The sequence below is a fragment of the Calditrichota bacterium genome, assembly GCA_013152715.1.
GTDB lineage: Bacteria > Zhuqueibacterota > Zhuqueibacteria > Thermofontimicrobiales > Thermofontimicrobiaceae > 4484-87.
Window position 1 is genome coordinate 1 of record JAADFU010000175.1, and the last position, 17,064, is coordinate 17,064.

General features: G+C 43.8%; 14 protein-coding genes and 1 other RNA gene. 1 reads left to right on the forward strand and 14 read right to left on the reverse strand.

The features are described 5' to 3' along the window. A partial coding sequence (locus GXO74_12965; GenBank protein ID NOZ62575.1) for a TonB-dependent receptor occupies positions 1-1,714 on the forward strand: 1,714 nt, incomplete at its 5' end. A gap of 96 nt (positions 1,715-1,810) precedes the next feature. Here the strand turns inward: GXO74_12965 and GXO74_12970 are convergent. The 14 genes from GXO74_12970 to GXO74_13035 all read right to left on the reverse strand — a co-directional run bounded on the left by GXO74_12970 (position 1,811) and on the right by GXO74_13035 (position 16,561). Further along, complete coding sequence (locus GXO74_12970; protein ID NOZ62576.1) at positions 1,811-4,414, reverse strand: DUF1593 domain-containing protein; 2,604 nt, start codon at positions 4,412-4,414, stop codon at positions 1,811-1,813. Positions 4,415-4,649: 235 nt separating this feature from the next. Then, positions 4,650-5,008, reverse strand: a transfer-messenger RNA (tmRNA) gene (gene ssrA / locus GXO74_12975). An 84-nt stretch (positions 5,009-5,092) separates the two neighbouring features. After that, on the reverse strand, positions 5,093-6,526 hold the full coding sequence (locus tag GXO74_12980; protein NOZ62577.1) for a proline--tRNA ligase: 1,434 nt from the start codon (positions 6,524-6,526) through the stop codon (positions 5,093-5,095). 53 nt (positions 6,527-6,579) lie between these two features. After that, positions 6,580-7,470, reverse strand: coding sequence for a hypothetical protein (locus GXO74_12985; protein NOZ62578.1), 891 nt, complete (start codon positions 7,468-7,470; stop codon positions 6,580-6,582). 202 nt (positions 7,471-7,672) lie between these two features. Then, positions 7,673-7,873: a cold shock domain-containing protein gene (locus tag GXO74_12990; GenBank protein ID NOZ62579.1), complete on the reverse strand. Its 201-nt coding sequence runs from the start codon at positions 7,871-7,873 to the stop codon at positions 7,673-7,675. Between the two features lie 258 nt (positions 7,874-8,131). Then, positions 8,132-9,316 (reverse strand): radical SAM family heme chaperone HemW, encoded by a 1,185-nt coding sequence (gene hemW / locus GXO74_12995; GenBank protein NOZ62580.1) that lies wholly within the window; start codon positions 9,314-9,316, stop codon positions 8,132-8,134. Positions 9,317-9,623: 307 nt separating this feature from the next. Further along, entirely contained in the window at positions 9,624-10,361 is a 738-nt protein-coding gene (gene lepB / locus GXO74_13000) for a signal peptidase I (protein ID NOZ62581.1), read from the reverse strand. A gap of 85 nt (positions 10,362-10,446) precedes the next feature. Next, a complete protein-coding gene (locus tag GXO74_13005; protein NOZ62582.1) occupies positions 10,447-12,123 on the reverse strand; it encodes a hypothetical protein in 1,677 nt (558 codons plus the stop codon). Between the two features lies 1 nt (position 12,124). Continuing rightward, positions 12,125-12,889 carry an ABC transporter ATP-binding protein gene (locus GXO74_13010; protein NOZ62583.1) on the reverse strand — a complete coding sequence of 255 codons (765 nt, stop codon included), beginning with the start codon at positions 12,887-12,889 and terminating at the stop codon, positions 12,125-12,127. 18 nt (positions 12,890-12,907) lie between these two features. Beyond that, on the reverse strand, positions 12,908-14,704 hold the full coding sequence (gene lepA, locus GXO74_13015; protein NOZ62584.1) for an elongation factor 4: 1,797 nt from the start codon (positions 14,702-14,704) through the stop codon (positions 12,908-12,910). Between the two features lie 306 nt (positions 14,705-15,010). Further along, positions 15,011-15,310 carry a hypothetical protein gene (locus GXO74_13020; GenBank protein ID NOZ62585.1) on the reverse strand — a complete coding sequence of 100 codons (300 nt, stop codon included), beginning with the start codon at positions 15,308-15,310 and terminating at the stop codon, positions 15,011-15,013. Positions 15,311-15,374: 64 nt separating this feature from the next. Next, positions 15,375-15,662 (reverse strand): hypothetical protein, encoded by a 288-nt coding sequence (locus GXO74_13025; GenBank protein NOZ62586.1) that lies wholly within the window; start codon positions 15,660-15,662, stop codon positions 15,375-15,377. A gap of 426 nt (positions 15,663-16,088) precedes the next feature. Next, positions 16,089-16,376 (reverse strand): type II toxin-antitoxin system RelE/ParE family toxin, encoded by a 288-nt coding sequence (locus tag GXO74_13030; protein NOZ62587.1) that lies wholly within the window; start codon positions 16,374-16,376, stop codon positions 16,089-16,091. After that, positions 16,373-16,561: a hypothetical protein gene (locus GXO74_13035; GenBank protein ID NOZ62588.1), complete on the reverse strand. Its 189-nt coding sequence runs from the start codon at positions 16,559-16,561 to the stop codon at positions 16,373-16,375. Before GXO74_13035 ends, GXO74_13030 begins: the two co-directional genes overlap by 4 nt. Positions 16,562-17,064: the final 503 nt, after the last annotated feature.

The following is a 17,064-nucleotide window of genomic DNA, read 5'->3' on the forward strand; positions in this document are numbered from 1 at the left end:
TATCAACCATTTCCCGCAGCAAGCCGCATCGGGCGGGCCCATTGGTATTTTAAATGTGGATTTCATTCGAGACGTCACATTTTTAACCGGCGGATTTAATGCTACATTCGGAGATAAATTATCTTCAATCATGGACATCAAATTTCGCGAGGGCAACAGAAATGAATTTGACGGACAACTTGATTTAAACTGGGCTGGTTTCGGCGGCGTGGCAGAAGGTCCTTTATTTAGCGAAAAAGGCTCCTGGCTTTTTTCAGCTCGCCGAAGTTATCTGGATTATGTGATCAATTGGTTCGACGTTGGCTCCTCAATAGCGCCAATTTATGGGGATTTGCAGGGAAAAGTGGTTCTTGATCTGAATACTAACCATAAGTTAACTTTGCTGGGAATTTTTTCGGAAGACCACAATGCGCCCGACAGAGAGACAGCAGAAGAAAATTTCATGACTCATTTCGGGAGGCAGGATTTAATTCAACGCACGGTTGGCATGAACTGGCAGGCTATATGGGGGAAACACGGCTATTCAAATGTTTCATTAGCTGCCACGGTAAATAACTACGATGAAGATTGGTATGAAACGACTACCGGCAAATACGATGTCAAAAACAGAACAAGCGAGCAAATGATCAAGTTTCGCAATATAAATCATTTCAAAATTAACAAAAACCACTCTGTCGAGTTTGGCGTGGAAGCAAAGCGGATCACAGAAAAATACAACAATTGGTATGCTGCTTCGACCAACACTACAGGCGAGAATGTGCCTGAACTGTATTTAGAAAAGGAAATAACGGCACATTTGGTCGGAGGCTTTTTGAATTACATTGTAAATCCGGTAAATCGGCTAACTATTACAGCCGGGCTGCGCACGGATTTTTTCTCTTATACTGAAAATACGGTCATTTCGCCGAGGTTTGGCAGTCATTATCAACTCACTCAAAAAACAGCAATCAATTTTTCAACCGGAATATTTTATCAACATCTTCCCTTGCTGTTGCTTTCTCAAAATGAAAGTTTTAAAAATTTGAAAAGTCTGAAAGCGATCCATTATATTTTGGGCATTGAGCATCTGATAACGGAAAATACCAAATTGACGATAGAAGTTTATCAGAAAAATTACAGAAATTTTCCGTTAGACCCACAGCAACCGGCAATCTTTGTCATTGATCAGGATTTTTTTAATAACTATCAGCAGCTTCTGGACAAAGGAAAAGCAGAATCAAAAGGGATTGAGTTGATGATACAAAAAAAACTGGCGCAAAATGTTTATGGGCTGGTGAGTTTCGCTTATTTCAAATCGCGTTATCTGGGCTTGGATAATGAGTGGCGAGATCGGAGTTATGATAATCGCGTGACTTTCAGCCTGGAAGGCGGCTATAAACCGAACAAAAAGTGGGAATTCAGTATGCGTTGGATTTACGCCGGCGGCGTGCCCTACACGCCCATTGACATCGAAAAATCAAAATTAAATCATCGCGCAGTGTATGATGAGCACCGAGTCAACGAAATTCGCTATCCCGACTACCACTCAATGAATCTCCGCGTTGATCGCCGCTTTCTTTTGAGCAAATCGAACATCGTTTTTTATTTTAGCGTGTGGAATGCTTATAATCGCAAAAACGTCGCCAACTACTTCTGGAATGACAAAAGGCAGAAACAGGAAAAAGTTTATCAATGGGGAGTGCTGCCGATTTTTGGCGTGGAGTGGGAGTTTTAGGTTTAAATTAAAGCGCTTTTTGATACGGAGTGCAGCGCTTAAAGGCAAAGCACTCCATATTTAAAACTATGAGTTATTTACAAAAATAGTTTTGCACTATCGCACAATCAATAATTTCCTCACCGCCGAGAACTGCTCTGTTTTCATTTGATAAAAATAAATTCCCGGGCTCGCAATCTGTCCCGCGTCATTTCTGCCGTCCCAGAACAATTTGTGAATGCCGGCATGCATTTCTGTCTGCCCAAAATGCCGGACAATCTGCCCCAATGTGTTGAAAATGAAAAATTCAACTTTGTCGTTCCGGGGCAATGAAAAATCAATTGAAAGGTTCTCCTGAAATTGAAAGGGATTGGGATAACACTGGTGCAAAGCATATTTTTCTGGCAATTCTTGCTGAAAATCCAGTAATCGGATGTGATGTGTCTGCTTGAAGAAATGATTCTGATTGATGATTAACTTTGAAAATTTGACTTGCGTTTCCGGCGCGGAAGATTTTTTGACTGTGAAATGAATGAACAATGCTTCGCCTGCGTTGTAAACTGGAACAGTGCCGAAAGCGCAAATTTTGAGTTTCCCCTCATGATTCTCATAATGGACGATTTGAAATCCTGCAAAATCCGCCGCTGATTCGATATTTTCTAAATTCAGCAAATCGGGATCAAAATCGATATTTAGGTCAAATGAAATCACCGAATCGAGGCCAGCCAAAATCACGGGAATGCAGAAACTCTCGCCCGCATGCACTTCAGTCGCAGTAGTTGATACGAGATTTATTGGCTTGGGAAATTCATTGTCGCCGTTTGGCTGCTGCCAGTTGCCGTGGACATTTCCCAAAACAATTCCGCTGAAATTCTGGTCGTATTTATTAGCAGAAAGATTAGAAAGTTCAATGTGCGCCGGCAGAAATTCCCATTCTGCCACGTGCGAGTCTTCCAAGGCCGGCAAGCCGACGGCGTAGCGGGAAATGTGCACTGCGTCCATGAGAGTAATTTGACCATCGTTATCAACATCTGCCGCGATGCGCTGCTCCGAAGATAGGGATATCAACTCGATGGCAGCGCGCGCAACCAGAGCGGCGTCGTAGCCGAAAATCGCATATTTTCCGATATCTTCGCCGGCAGATTTAAAGGGGCGGAATGAATACGATTTGTTGCCATCTAAATTGTCAAAGCGGAAATCGCCGCTCATACTGGTAAATGAGGTCAAATCGGCGCCGCCGCTCAAGACAACGCGTGCGTCAGGGATGGGATTGTCATTATCAAAATATGTTGTTTTTCCGGCAATGTGAAATTTCGCCTCGCCGGAATTGATTGTCAAGATAACTCGCTCGTAATCCACCAGCGGCGGATTACCGTTGTCTTTGACGCGCAGAATGATGTGCATTGTTCTGCTGGATGAAACGTAAGGTGCGTAAAAAGAGATAGTTTTTCCTCTGTCATCCGGCAGAGAAAAAGTGCCGGAAAACGAGCCGGTACCAGGATAATAAATCCACTCGTACGATAGTGAATTTCCGTCTGGATCGGATGAACCTGAAGCGCTGAGTGTAATTAACTCGCCCGAAACCACAGTCGGCCTCGTCGATCCGGAAATTTTTGCCTGTGGATTATGATTGGCGTTGGAATATGATTTTACGCACCAATCCATTCGCGCGGCAAAATCGTTTTGAAAATCTTCGCGCCAGCGCCAAACAGTGGCTCTGCCGCTGTAGTCGCCATTGACGCGATCTTTTGTGTCCTGATAAAAACTGCCGTTTCTACTGAACCTGCCACCCCAGCCACCGTAATTTGGGTGCGAGGGATCATTTAATCCATTTTCTAGAAAATAAAGCCATGAGGGAGTGTCTCCTTCTTTCATGCAGTCGTAAGGATTCGGTTCGGTGTAAGCTTGCATGGGATATTTATTGCCCAGAGAGCCATGTCCTGAGCTAACGTTCGATCTCACCCAATTTGATGAAGTTAAACTTTCATCACCGCCGAGATACATGCCGCGGTACGAGCCGTGCAGAATCACATTGTCGCGAGAATGAGCGTAAACATAAAAAATGTCAGGAAAATTATCACAAATCCAGTGCCCGCCATCATCCTGGTCCTCGATGGAGTAAACGCGCAATTTGCTCACGAAAGCATCCACTTGGCTGATACTGCGCGTATTTTTTACTTTCCACAATGCCTGCGCCAAGTCAGAGGTTCCGCCCCAGGCAGCGATGTTCACTTTTGCGTTGCCGGCATTATCCACTACCTGGATGATCCAGTCGGAGCCTTCGGTGTCTTTGCCGGGGCCTATGACTTTGTTCATGATGTTGGAGATGTACGAATTGTCTAACGTCCAGGGTACATTTATTCCGCCGCGCTTGATGGTGCTCAGCAAATAACTTTCGCTGGGATAACCGCTGGCGTGCTGGGATAAATTTCCCACGACGTTGCCGTAGGCATTGATGTAAGATTTTGTCAAATTGTACTGTTCCTGCGGCGTAAAACCTTCATCACCATATCCCTTCCAGTGTTTGAGAATGATGCCCTTGATGTTAAATTCATTGGCGTAAACAAGCAAGCGCACCAGAGATTGCTGATCGTCCGGATCGCCGCCGATGTCGGTGAGGATGATTAAAATAGGCTTGGCGTGGAGCAGGTTAGTTGAAAAAATAAAAAGAAATGAAATCAGAATAAAAAGGAAAATTCGGATAGCACGAAATTTACTCATCACCTTTCCCCCATAATTTTTTGGCAAATCCGTTTTGTCTGCTTCAATAAATTGTTAATTGCCGAATCTTCGTTGCAAATTCATCAAGACGAAATATCATAGAGGAAAATCAAATGTGAAAAAATGATATTTTAGAGAAGAATTATGAATATCAAGAAGAAAGTTTTATTAATACGTTCGCTTAAATGAAATTTCCTTCTGAATGCGAAGAACATTTTGTCACTAAAAAATTGTCTTGTGGAGACGGCGGGAGTCGAACCCGCGTCCGAAGGTCCGGTATTACAGACATCTACATACTTAGTTTGTCGCTCAAATCTCGCTTCCCCGAGAGCAGCAAACAAATCTCAAGGAAAGCCAGCCTGATAAAATTTCGCTTCTTTGCCTCAGGCGAACAAAGAAACTATCCCGTCGTTGTCGTCGCGTTGAATGAGTTTGACGGGCGAAACTCAATCAACACGGGCTGCTAATTAGGCAGCCAAAGCATACGCATAATTGTCTGCGTTTACATTTGTTTCCAGGCAGTTTTGCGAGGAACCAGGACCTCGGTATGCAGTCTGTAACCCCTCAACCCCCGTCGAAACCAATTTCGTCCCCAAACCCAGTTAATTAGACGCTTGAACTTGAGAAATGTTTCTTTAAAACTTAACTTTTTCGTACTTCTTCAGCTAATGTCGATGATCAATACGCCTTTGACACAATGACTCTTTCTTTTGAAGATTTGCCGCAGATCAGACATTTGCCTTCTTCTTGGTGCGGGTTTTCCAGCGGGATGCAGCGAATGGTGGCTTTGGTTTCCTGCTGCAGTTTTTCCTCGCAAGCGGCATCGCCGCACCAGTGAACCCAGAAAAATCCGCCCGGATCGTCAATCTGTTTTTTGAATTTCTCGTAATCATCGGCCATGAAAGTGTATTGCTCGCGCATCTCCAGAGCGCGTTTGTACAGATCGCGCTGGATTGTTTCAAGTGTCGTTTCGATGGTGTCAGCAAGAGAGTCCTGCGGTACGGCAGATTTTTCTCCGGTATCGCGGCGTACCATGGTGGCTTGCTGTTTCTCCAGATCGCGGGGACCAATCTCCAGCCGCAGCGGCACGCCCTGCAATTCCCACTCATTAAATTTCCAGCCGGGGCGATACCCCTCGCGGTCGTCCACTTTGAAGCGGAATTTACCGTTCCAGGCGATGGTAATCTGCTCGATGTAGGCTAAAATTTTCTCTCGTTCTTCGCCACCTTTGCTGATGGGAATAATGACAACTTCGATGGGCGCTAACTTGGGCGGCACAATCAAACCCTTGTCGTCGCTGTGCGTCATAATCAGCGCGCCAACGAGTCGCGTTGATACGCCCCAACTCGTCGCGTAAACGTATTTCACCTGCAAATCCTCATCTTGAAAAGTGACGTCGAATGCTTTGGCAAAATTTTGTCCCAGATTGTGCGAAGTGCCTGCCTGCAGCGCCTTGTGATCCTGCATCATGGCTTCGATGCTGTAAGTATGCACCGCGCCGGCAAATTTTTCATTTTCGGTTTTCACGCCCTGGATGACCGGCATTGCCATGTATTCTTCGGCGAATTTAGTGTAAATATTGAGAATTTTCAGCGCCTCTTCTTCGGCTTCTTCCATTGCGGCATGTGCCGTGTGACCTTCCTGCCAGAGGAATTCGGTCGTTCGCAGAAAAAGTCGGGTTCTCATTTCCCAGCGCACGACATTTGCCCATTGATTGTACAAAATCGGCAGATCGCGATACGACTGAATCCATTTTTTGTACATGGCCCAGATGATCGTTTCCGAAGTCGGACGCACCATGAGCGGTTCTTCCAATTTCTTCCCGCCGCCATGAGTTACCACAGCGCACTCCGGAGCAAAACCTTCAACGTGATCGGCTTCTTTTTTCATGAAACTTTCCGGAATGAACAGCGGAAAGTAGGCGTTTTCGTGGCCTGTTTCTTTGAACATTTTATCTAAAACAGCTTGCATATTTTCCCAGATCGCATAGCCATTCGGACGAATCACCATGCAGCCTTTTACCGGTGAATAGTCCGCTAATTTGGCTTGCGTCACGATGTCCGTGTACCAGCGTGAATAGTCCTCGCTCCGTTTCGTGATTCCTTTTGCCATAACTGAAGTAAACCTCCTTGACATTTATGTATTCAGATTTTTGATTATTTTCTTCAAAGAATGTTTGTCTCGGCTCCCTGTCCGCATTGTTCAGCCAACTCGATGAGTTGATCCTCAAGATGAAAAATACAATCCTCGGGGTTTTGCACCGATTTCAGGCACATTAAATCCCGTCGTTTTTGCCGGGTGGAACGAGTGTAATCCAAGACATCCACTAAAACGCCGTAACGACAATGAAGGCACTTGTTTTGTTGCTTATTCAGGGAAACGACCGTGAATTTAGTCACCAGCGCCTGGCTGCTTGTCCATGTGGGCCTTCCCGAACGTTCGACGAATTCGATCCGGTGCAATTTTTTGAACACCAATCTGCCGCGCTCAAATTGCACGGTAGCCCGATATTCAAACCGATCTCCCGGAGCAAATTGAAATCGTTTTTGCTGATCCGGATAAACGAAAGCGTAGCAATGATCTTCCCAGTGCGTTCTGCCAACAAAAGTTTCGCTGAAATGAATGAAATAGCCGGACAAAGTTAAACGACTGCTTTTGTGCTGAATGGTTTTCATCAGTGCTGGCTTGACCGAGACGATTTCTCCCTCGATGTCGAGCTTGTGATGATCTGTCTCGCGAACCCAGTCTTCAAAATTGTCGAGCTCTGCCAGAAAAGAAGAATATTCTTCGTCCGTAAGCTGCAAAGCCGGCTGATTGTTGATTTTTTCATCGTAGAAATGTTTACAGCCAAAACATTTTCTGCCGACAAAGCGATAGCCGCGCGCGCACGATTTTCCTTTATTGAATAATTTGCATTTCCATTGAAAATAAATGCATCCCTGGGGGTAGCACTTTCGCGCGCGCAGTACGTGATAAACAGAGACGCGGTTTTTGAATTGCTGGTGTCCCAGAGATTTGCACTTGAAAATGTCGAGCCGCTTATATAAATTTTTCATAAAGAACTCTGAGTTCGACAAAGATTTTATAATATAATAAATTAATAGGGAATAAGTCAATGAAATAATCGGAAAAAACAATTTCGTTTGCATTTCATTTGTCAGCAAATAGCAGAGGGACTCAGCGCTTCTATGAAAAAATATTTCGGCCAATAAAAAACCCCGACCGGTTATGATCGGGGTTTATAGTAGTCCGTTTGAACTATATTTTCGTGACGTTGGTCGCCTGCAGACCCTTGGGACTGTTCTCGACTTCAAACTCTACCATTTCACCTTCGTCCAGCGCCTTGAATCCATCGCCTTCGATTGATTTGTAGTGAACAAAAACGTCTCCGCCCTGTTCGCGAGTGATAAAACCGTAGCCCTTAGAGGCATTAAACCATTTGACAGTTCCTTTTTCCATTGAACTATTCCTTTGTAAAAAAACCTTTGTTTCGTACGTCACTGTTATCGCTTGTTGTCAAACAAAAAAATCGCATTGAACAGTTGTTTGCACCATTCTCTACGATTTGACCAAATCTGTGAAAGATGTTTTTTGAACGATCAGTTCACAACAATCATAAAGCAGAAAAACAACGTACAATTAATTAACAAATCCAATATACGGATTAAATTCTGCAAATGCAACACTTTTTTGTACTTTTTTTAAAAAGACATTTTTTTAATTTGAGGCCCGAATGTGCTGATAATTTAAGTCGCTGGCAAACATCCCACAAATCTCATCAAACAAAACAAATCCCGCCGGAGTGAGAAAAAAGCGATTATCTTCGATTTCAAAAAGGGGTGCGTCCGGATGACTGGAAAGTTTCTGGATAGTTGATTCGTGGGAAGAAAGAAAATCTTTTCCGGATAGTTTGCGGTAATTTTCTAATGAAATGCCTTCTCTGGTTCGCAGCCGCAAAAAAATGTATTCCAGCTCTTTCTGCTCTGGGGACAGATTTTCTTGGTCTTCCACAGGCAAATTTCCTGAAGTCAGTTTTTCGATGTATTTCACAACCGAGCGCACGTTCCATTGGCGGTGATTTTTCCAGTAAGAATGCGCAGAAGGCCCAATGCCCAGATAAGGCGAAAGATCCCAGTAAGTTTGATTGTGGCGACAGGTCTGGTTTTCTTTGGCGAAGTTGGAAATTTCGTAGTGGATAAAGTTATGTTTTTCCAGAAAATCTATCGTTTCCAGATACATGATACGTTCCGTTTCTTCGGAAATTTTTTTGAGAGCTCCGCTTTGCAATTTTTCCCCGAATTCGGTTTCCGGTTCGTAAGTGAGACAGTAGGTGGAAATGTGCTGCGGTTGAAGTTCACGCGCCTGCCTTATATTTGACCGCCATCGTGCAGGCGTTTGTCCGGGAATGGCAAAAATCAAATCGAGGCTGATATTTTCAAACCCTGCCGATTTTGCCCATTCCACGGCTTTTTTTGCCTGGGCGGCCGAGTGAATTCTGCCTAATTTTTTGAGCTCGTTATCGTCGAAGGACTGGGCGCCGATGCTGATACGATTGAAGCCGATTTCTTTGAGAAATGTCAATTTTTCCAGTGACAGGGATTCCGGATTGGCTTCCAGAGAAATTTCACAATCGCAACTCACCGGGAATGATCGTTGAATTGTTTCCAGCAATTGCGAGATTTGTTTGTCTTCCAGCAGAGAAGGCGTGCCACCGCCAAAATAGATCGAAGTGACTGTCTGTTGCGAGAGTGCGGCATGTTCGCGATAAAATTCGATTTCCCGAACCGCCGCTTCAACGAAAAGCTGACGCAACTTCGGTTTGTCCGCGATGGAGTAAAAATCACAGTACTCGCATTTTCGTCGGCAAAAAGGGATGTGCAGGTAAATTCCGAATTTTTTCATTGCAAAGATTCTCTTGCGCCTCGAAGGCTCAAAGACTCAAAGAATTCTTTAGCTTCATAGATAGCCAAATTCTTTCTTCCTATTATTGTGGTCTTGGAGCAAAAATACTTTGACAATACCATTACTGACAAAACAATTAGAAAAAAATTTAATGGTATTGTTGTTAAATGGTATTACACAAATTTTTTTCTTCGTGTCTGGTGGTTTTAAAATTTGAACTTCAAGTCTTGGAATATTAGCGGCAATTTTTATTTACAAAAAGAAAAACCACGGCTCGAAAGTCGTGGTCTCCTGAAAATAGTTCACTCTATTTAATCAATTTTGCTAATCTTCGAAAGCGAATTTTTTTGTAGAATTTGTACAGCGGCACATGGCTGTCCCAGGAGAAATAGATAATCAGCGCTTCGCCCAAAATATTATCCCGCGGAATGAATCCCCACGATCGGCTGTCCGCACTGTTGTCGCGATTGTCGCCCATGCCGAAAAGATAGCCTGGCGGCACTTTCACCGGACCGAAATTGTCGTTCTCCATATTCACTCGGGCGTAACGCCGAATGGTGTAAACTTTTCCGTTTTCTCGCGTGACTTTGTAATATTTGATGTATTCACCTTCGACCGGATCATATTTTTGTTCGATAAATTGGTATTTCCCTTCAGGCTTGCCATCCACATACACCAATCCTTTCCGCACTTCAATGGTTTGGCCTCCGACAGCCATGCAGCGCTTGATATAATCCAATTTTTCATCCAACGGATATTTGAAAACGATAATATCGCCGGGTTTCGGCTCTTTGACTGCCGGCAGACGGAAATGGGGGATTTTTGCATCGATCAGCGGAATTCTGTCCGGCGTGCGGACGCCGTAGATAAATTTGTTCACTAACAAAAAATCACCGACGAGCAGGGTGTCTTTCATCGAGCCGGTGGGGATGCGAAATGCCTGAATGACAAAAATTCGCAGAATGAATGCAGCAATCAGAGCCACAATAATTGCTTCGGCGTATTCGCGTACAATGCCTTTATTACGCGCGGGTTTTCTGGCCATTCTCTTCCTCTGGTTTCACACGAAATTTGTATTTGCTTAATTTAATTGATTTATACTCGATAATAAATTTTTTGTTCACAGAAAATTAAAATTGCCACTCCAGCCGTTCCAATTTCCTCGCGCTGAAATTAATGAAAGCTGCTGTAACGAGAGCCGAAAGCATAAATTCAATCACGCCGCCAAAGATAATCATCGCCCAGACTGAAATTTGCAGCCAATTGCCCAGCAGATAGATCAAAACGCCAATTCCGCCGAGAACCGCCACGACCAATAACGCGACAAGCAGCATCAGAAAACTGCCCGTTTGCGTAATCATTCGTTTGGGATTGTCCCAGTCGAAACGGCCGAATTGCGCACCGATGAAAAGCCCGGTAGCGGAAAAGCTCATGGACAATATCACAGCGCTTAAAAGGGCAATAGTCATGATGTAAGGCGGATGCTTTAGATAAACCCCCACTGCGACAACGGCGATTAAAATAGAGATCGTGTTGGTCAAAAATGATAATAGGAATTTACCCAGCAAAGGATATCGCTGATGATCGGGAATGAGTTTGGTGATCCAAAAGGATTTTTCTTCGACAGGAATTAATCGGGAACTCATGGACACAGAGACCAGCGCGCCGAAAAAGGCAATTTTCAAATAAGGGGCTAAAATATTTTCCAAACCGGTGGCATTGGATTTTTGCAGTAAGGGTAAAAAAATCAGCATAGCGGTCAAAAGAAGTTGATTAGCCACTTGCCGGGAATCTCTGAAGAACATTTTCCAGTCGCGGCGAAAGACGGCGAAAATTGTGGAAGATAGTTTTCCGTGATGATTTTCGGCGTAAGTAAATTTAGAATGTTTTTGATGTGTCTTTTTTCGTCTCATCGTTGCTGTATCGGGGGAAGTCAAGATGCCGCTGTTGAATGCGCTGTAGCTTAATTTGATGATAAGCTGATAAATGATATAAAAAACCAGTGCCAGAGGTACGAAATTAGTCAAGATTAGCAGAAAATCGCCATTGGCGAAACCCGAAAGAGCTTTCGCTGCCCATGTCGAAGGTAAAATGTAGAAAAGCGGATGATGAGAAATATGCGCCAAGGCCTCGATGGTTTGCGGATTAAAATTTTTGGAGCCGGGCTGCAAAGTGTCAGAGCGAAAGATTTGCAGCGAAGCCCAGATGGCGAAAGAGATGATTGCCAGTAAAATAGCCATCATTTCCCGGGCGCGACGCGGCGGAACCAATCTCACAATCAATAACGCACTCAAAAAAGCAATGGAAACCGGCAGCGCGAGAAAAAGAAGCGCGGTAAGGAGCATGAAAGGGTAGTAGTACCAACCGGCGTGTACAGCCACGCCGTACATAATAAATGCCGGTAATCCGGCGAACAGAAAAAAACCGGAATTGGCAACCATGGCTTCGATTAATTTGTAATTGAAAATTGAGCGCAAGGAAATGGGACTGGACAGAAGCAGCGGCAAATCAGTGGAAACGAACAAGTAGTGGATTGCCATGGTGGCGCCGCTGACGAGCATGAAAATAAAGAATCCTAAAAACGCCAGTCCCAAAACTGTATCTTGCAACAGCTTCGCTAACTGACCGTTGGCGGCGAGCGTAGTGAAAATCTCGCCGAACAAGACAAAAACTGAAATAATCAAAGTGATGAATGCCAGAGCAGTGAAAATAATCTGGGCGCGGCGCGAGGATTTGGCTTTTAAAAAACTATTGAGCAAAGAGCGAATGCGTATTTTCAACAGCAAAAACAGATGTTTCGTCCCCATCTCATTTATCCTCCAGATATCTCAGCACTTCGTCATATTCGCTGCCTCCGGTGAGATCGAGAAAAATATCTTCGAGGGATTTGTCATGTTTCTTTGATTTCAGCCGCAGTTCGTCCATGGTGCCCATGGCGGCGATTTTGCCATTGTTGATAATGGCGACGCGATCGCACATGGATTCCGCGATTTCCAGGATGTGCGTGGACATAAAAACTGTGGTGCTTTTTTGCACTAATCCGCGCAGTAAATCTTTCAAATTTCTTGCGCTTTTCGGATCAAGCCCCATCGTGGGTTCGTCCAAAAACAGCACTTTCGGATCGTGAATGAGCGCCGCTGCTAAGATCGTCTTTTGTTTCATGCCATGGGAGAAATTCTGAATCAGGTCATCGACGCGGTCGTTTAAATCAAAAAGTTCGACCAACTGGTTGTAACGCCGTTTGAAATTTTCGCTGTCCACGTCATAGACCGAGCCGATGAATTCCAGAAATTCCTTCAGCGTCAACTTTTCGTAGAGCACCGGTGTGTCCGGCACTAATCCGAATAATCGTTTTGCTTCTTCCGGCTGTTCCAATAAATCATAACCTTCGATTTTTACCGTTCCTGAACTCGGGCGCAGCAAGCCGGTCATCATTTTAATTGTTGTGGTTTTTCCGGCGCCGTTCGGACCCAGAAAAACAAACAGCTCGTTATGCACCTGAAGATTGATGTGATCGACGGCTAACAATCCGTCGTATTTTTTGCTTAAATCAATCGCTTCGATCACCTTCAGACTCCTAATTGTTTTGAATCAATCTACTTTGAGTACTGCTAAAAACGCTTCCTGGGGGACTTCCACTCTGCCCAGTTGCTTCATGCGTTTTTTGCCTTCTTTTTGTTTTTCCAATAGCTTACGTTTTCGTGTGATGTCGCCGCCGTAGCACTTTGCCGTGACATTTTTACGCAGCGCGCGAATGCTTTCTCTGGCGATTATCTTGCCGCCAATTGACGCCTGAATGGCGATTTCAAACATCTGTCGCGGGATCAATTCTTTCAATTTCTCGCACAATTTTCGTCCCCATTCGTAACCCTTGCTACGGTGAATGATCATAGACAACGCGTCCACCGGCTCTTTGTTGATGAGAATATCCAATTTGATCATATCAGCGCGTTCAAAATCCAGAAATTCGTAGTCAAATGAAGCATAGCCTCGGGAAACAGATTTTAATTTATCGTAAAAATCGTAAATGATCTCCGTCAGCGGAAACTTGTAGTGCAGATCCGCGCGCGTGGGGTCGATATAATCTGTGTTTAGATAAATCCCTCGCCGATCCTGAGAAATTTTCATAATATTGCCGATGTATTCCGTTGGCGTCAAAATACTGGCGCGAATATAAGGTTCTTCAATAAAATCAATGTAAGTCGAGCTCGGCAAGTTTGCTGGGTTGTCCACGATAATCGTTTCGCCGTTAGTCTTATGAACCCGAAATTGCACGCTCGGCAGCGTGGTCACTAAATTTAAATTGTACTCTCGCTCCAGGCGCTCCTGAATAATTTCCAAATGCAGCAATCCCAAAAAACCACAGCGGAAACCGAATCCCAGCGCGATGGAATTTTCAGGTTCAAATACGAGAGAAGCGTCGTTGAGTTTCAATTTATCCAGCGCATCGCGCAGGTCTTCGTAATCCTCGTTGTCCGCAGGAAACATGCTACTGAAAACCATCGGTTTCACGTCGCGGTAGCCGGGCAACGGTTGCGGATCCGGATTGTGAACCGAAGTGATGGTGTCGCCGACTTTCGTGTCGCGCACTTCTTTGGCGCCGGCAATTACGTAACCGACCTCGCCGACGGATAATTTGTTCGTGGGCACGTTTTTGAGGCGCAAAATTCCCACTTCCTGCACTTCAAAAGTTTTGTCATGCGCAAAAAATTTGATTTGCATATCCGGCTTAATTTCGCCCTGATAAACCCGAATATAGGCGATGGCGCCGCGGTAGGCATTAAACACTGAATCAAAAATGAGCGCTTGTAACGGCGCGTTTGCATCTCCCTTTGGCGGCGGCACTCGTTTCACAATTGCTTCCAGAATTTCTTCTATTCCGATACCTTGCCTGGCGCTGCAGAGCAAAATTTCATTTTCGTCAATGCCTAAAATTTCCACGATTTGCGTTTTCACTTCATCTACGCGCGCGCTGGCGAGGTCGATTTTATTGATCACCGGGATGATTTCCAGATCATTTTCCAGTGCCAGATACAAATTACTGATGGTCTGCGCCTCGATTCCCTGCGCCGCGTCAATCACTAATAACGCGCCCTCGCACGCTGCCAGACTACGCGAAACTTCGTAGGAAAAATCCACGTGTCCCGGCGTGTCGATCAAATTGAGCGCGTACTTGGCGCCGTCGCCCGCTTTGTAATTCATTGTAATCGCGTGCGACTTGATGGTAATGCCGCGTTCCCGCTCCAAATCCATGTCGTCCAAAACCTGATCGACCATGTCCTCTTTGCGCAGCGTGCCGGTTTTCTCCAGCAATCTGTCCGCCAGAGTGGATTTGCCGTGGTCGATGTGGGCGATGATGGAAAAATTTCTGATGTATTTCGGATTCATAACAGCTCTAATACTTCCTTTCAAAAATCTAAATTAGCGGGAGATTGTTTTTATTATATTTTAGAGAAAGAATTCGGTTCCCGCTCGGTGAAAATAAAACCTCTTATTATAGGAAAAAATTAGCAATTATGCAATACAAATTTTTTGGTGGGGATGATTTTGCAGATTTTTGGGACTGAAGCTGTTGCAAGACAAAAATCTACCAACGTCTTTTCGTTAATGTGGGGGAGTCTTTTGGGTTCGGTGCTTGGTGAAATAATTTGGAATTGTGGACTGCTGATTGAGGTTAGCGCCTAATTTCCGATGTTAATTTTCATCGACAATGATGTTAATGATTTCCTCAATGACTTGCCTTAAATCTAGCGGTTCGCTCTCAACCACTGTATCCGGATAATGCCTGTGATTCGGAAATGTCGCTATTTTGCGATGATGGGGGACGTTATCGTAACGAAAGATTAAATTGCCCTCTGCGTCCATATAGTGATATCGATACTTGAATCTGCCCGGTGTTATTGATTCGGTGAATTCCAGAATTGAACCGTTGTGAAATACAATTTTCCCATCGGCAAGCAGAAATCCTAAAGATAAGTCAAGATCGTAATCGATCGTTACATCCGTGCTATACCAATCTGCGATTTTGCAAGCTATCAAAATATCCTTTAGCCGCAATTCAGGATTCATATCTGACACCTTCAAGATCAGATAGTTTTTTTTCTAATAAATTCACAGCACTGGCATAATGATCCCACTTTAGCCATTCCTTTTTATCTCCTAACTCGCCTTTGTTAAATCTTTTCCTGAAGGTGACAGTATCCATGTCGTTCTGCTTTTCAAATTTAGAGATTTTTATTAGGTAAGCGGCGAGCTTTCTTTGAAGGATTTGTTTGCCGATGCTGATGCTTTCCTGTACGCTCAGTAGCGCATTCTTTTCAACTATAACCTTTGCATACTTTGGCATACTAAAACCATCCTTTCATTTTATCAATGTATTGTATTCTCCGCAAGGAAACTAATTGTCTTATTAAATAATTTAAGGAGACCTACTCATGCTTCAAGATAATATAAGCAATTTTTTAAACTATTGCAAGAATTCTGTTTTTTTAAACGGTCAACTCCTTTGAAGCGGTGATTATAGACACGCCCGAAACTTTTTAGCATGTTGGATGGATGGCATGGGGCATAATGTGTAATCATCATTTTTGCATCTATTTCTCACTGAACCCGTGAAATAACTGAAATAAATTAAATGCCAAAAATGCGTTGGTCAAAGAACCTTTTTCGAAATTAACCTACTTTTTTGAACAGGGACACTTTTTCTTTTGTTGAAGACCCACATAGAAGGGATTTTTAGGGACAAAGATTTGTCAGGAATATCTTCGTCCATTCATAGCTCTAAAGGTAATAATCGTGCACCGTGTATTACTGCCAAAATATCTATTTGTTCTGGCTTTATTCGATAAATAATTCGATATGGTTTCTCTATTATTTCCCGTATATCTTCTGTCTCGTACTCTGGCACCGTATGCCCCGACAAAGGAAAGGTAGCAATTTGCTCTGAGCGCCGAGTCAATCTATCGACCGTTCTCTGGGCATATACGGATGAATCTTGCGCAATATACTCGTAAATTGCCAGCAGATGATCTAATGCTGTGTTTGTCCAGTGTATTTTCACTTCGACAATCCAAATTTAGCACGAACATCTTTTACATCAATGGTTCGACCAGTTTCACTATCTTCAAGTCCGGCTTCGATTGCCTGCCGCACATAGATTTTGTACATCAAATCGTCCCATGTTGCATTTTTCGGCAATTGTTCCAAAAGATGATGTGCTTCTTCTTTGATGTCAATAGTTCGCATTAGCAACCTCCTGATTTAATATGTCTGATTGTAGTTTACGAGCTGCATCATTTACTTTAGGTTTTCCTAATGTAAGGAATCCACCTTTTCTCAGTTACGATTCTTCCCATCATCTTTATAGCTTGAATTTCTAACTACTCATGCGATTTCCAATTCATTGACTCGCCGAGCGCCTGGAAAATTTTCTCGCGAAAGATCGGGGTGGATATCTTTTGAATTTTCCTTTAGCTCCTCGTACTTTTAAATACGCAGGTATGTTTTATTATAATCAAAAAGACTAACGTTGTCAAGCAAAAAATAATAAAAAATATTGCACTTACTGAAGAGCAGGTGTTAAACGCTGTTTAAAGAGAGCCAACCTTTCAAAGGCTTTGAGCCTTTGAAAGGTCACCCGTTAATTTTCTACGCACCCACTTCATAAATCGGCTTAATATCCACCGGAATATCGGTCAATTTATCCAGCGCCGCCTTCATCTCTTCAGTCATCACGCCGTAGTTTTTGA

Excerpts from the sequence above, each read along its gene's own strand:
- GXO74_12970 (NOZ62576.1), bottom strand. The coding sequence starts at position 4,414 with ATGAGTAAATTTCGTGCTATCCGAATTTTCCTTTTTATTCTGATTTCA.
- GXO74_12980 (NOZ62577.1), bottom strand. The coding sequence starts at position 6,526 with ATGGCAAAAGGAATCACGAAACGGAGCGAGGACTATTCACGCTGGTAC.
- GXO74_12985 (NOZ62578.1), bottom strand. The coding sequence starts at position 7,470 with ATGAAAAATTTATATAAGCGGCTCGACATTTTCAAGTGCAAATCTCTG.
- GXO74_12990 (NOZ62579.1), bottom strand. The coding sequence starts at position 7,873 with ATGGAAAAAGGAACTGTCAAATGGTTTAATGCCTCTAAGGGCTACGGT.
- hemW (NOZ62580.1), bottom strand. The coding sequence starts at position 9,316 with ATGAAAAAATTCGGAATTTACCTGCACATCCCTTTTTGCCGACGAAAA.
- lepB (NOZ62581.1), bottom strand. The coding sequence starts at position 10,361 with ATGGCCAGAAAACCCGCGCGTAATAAAGGCATTGTACGCGAATACGCC.
- GXO74_13005 (NOZ62582.1), bottom strand. The coding sequence starts at position 12,123 with ATGGGGACGAAACATCTGTTTTTGCTGTTGAAAATACGCATTCGCTCT.
- lepA (NOZ62584.1), bottom strand. The coding sequence starts at position 14,704 with ATGAATCCGAAATACATCAGAAATTTTTCCATCATCGCCCACATCGAC.
- GXO74_13025 (NOZ62586.1), bottom strand. The coding sequence starts at position 15,662 with ATGCCAAAGTATGCAAAGGTTATAGTTGAAAAGAATGCGCTACTGAGC.
- GXO74_13035 (NOZ62588.1), bottom strand. The coding sequence starts at position 16,561 with ATGCGAACTATTGACATCAAAGAAGAAGCACATCATCTTTTGGAACAA.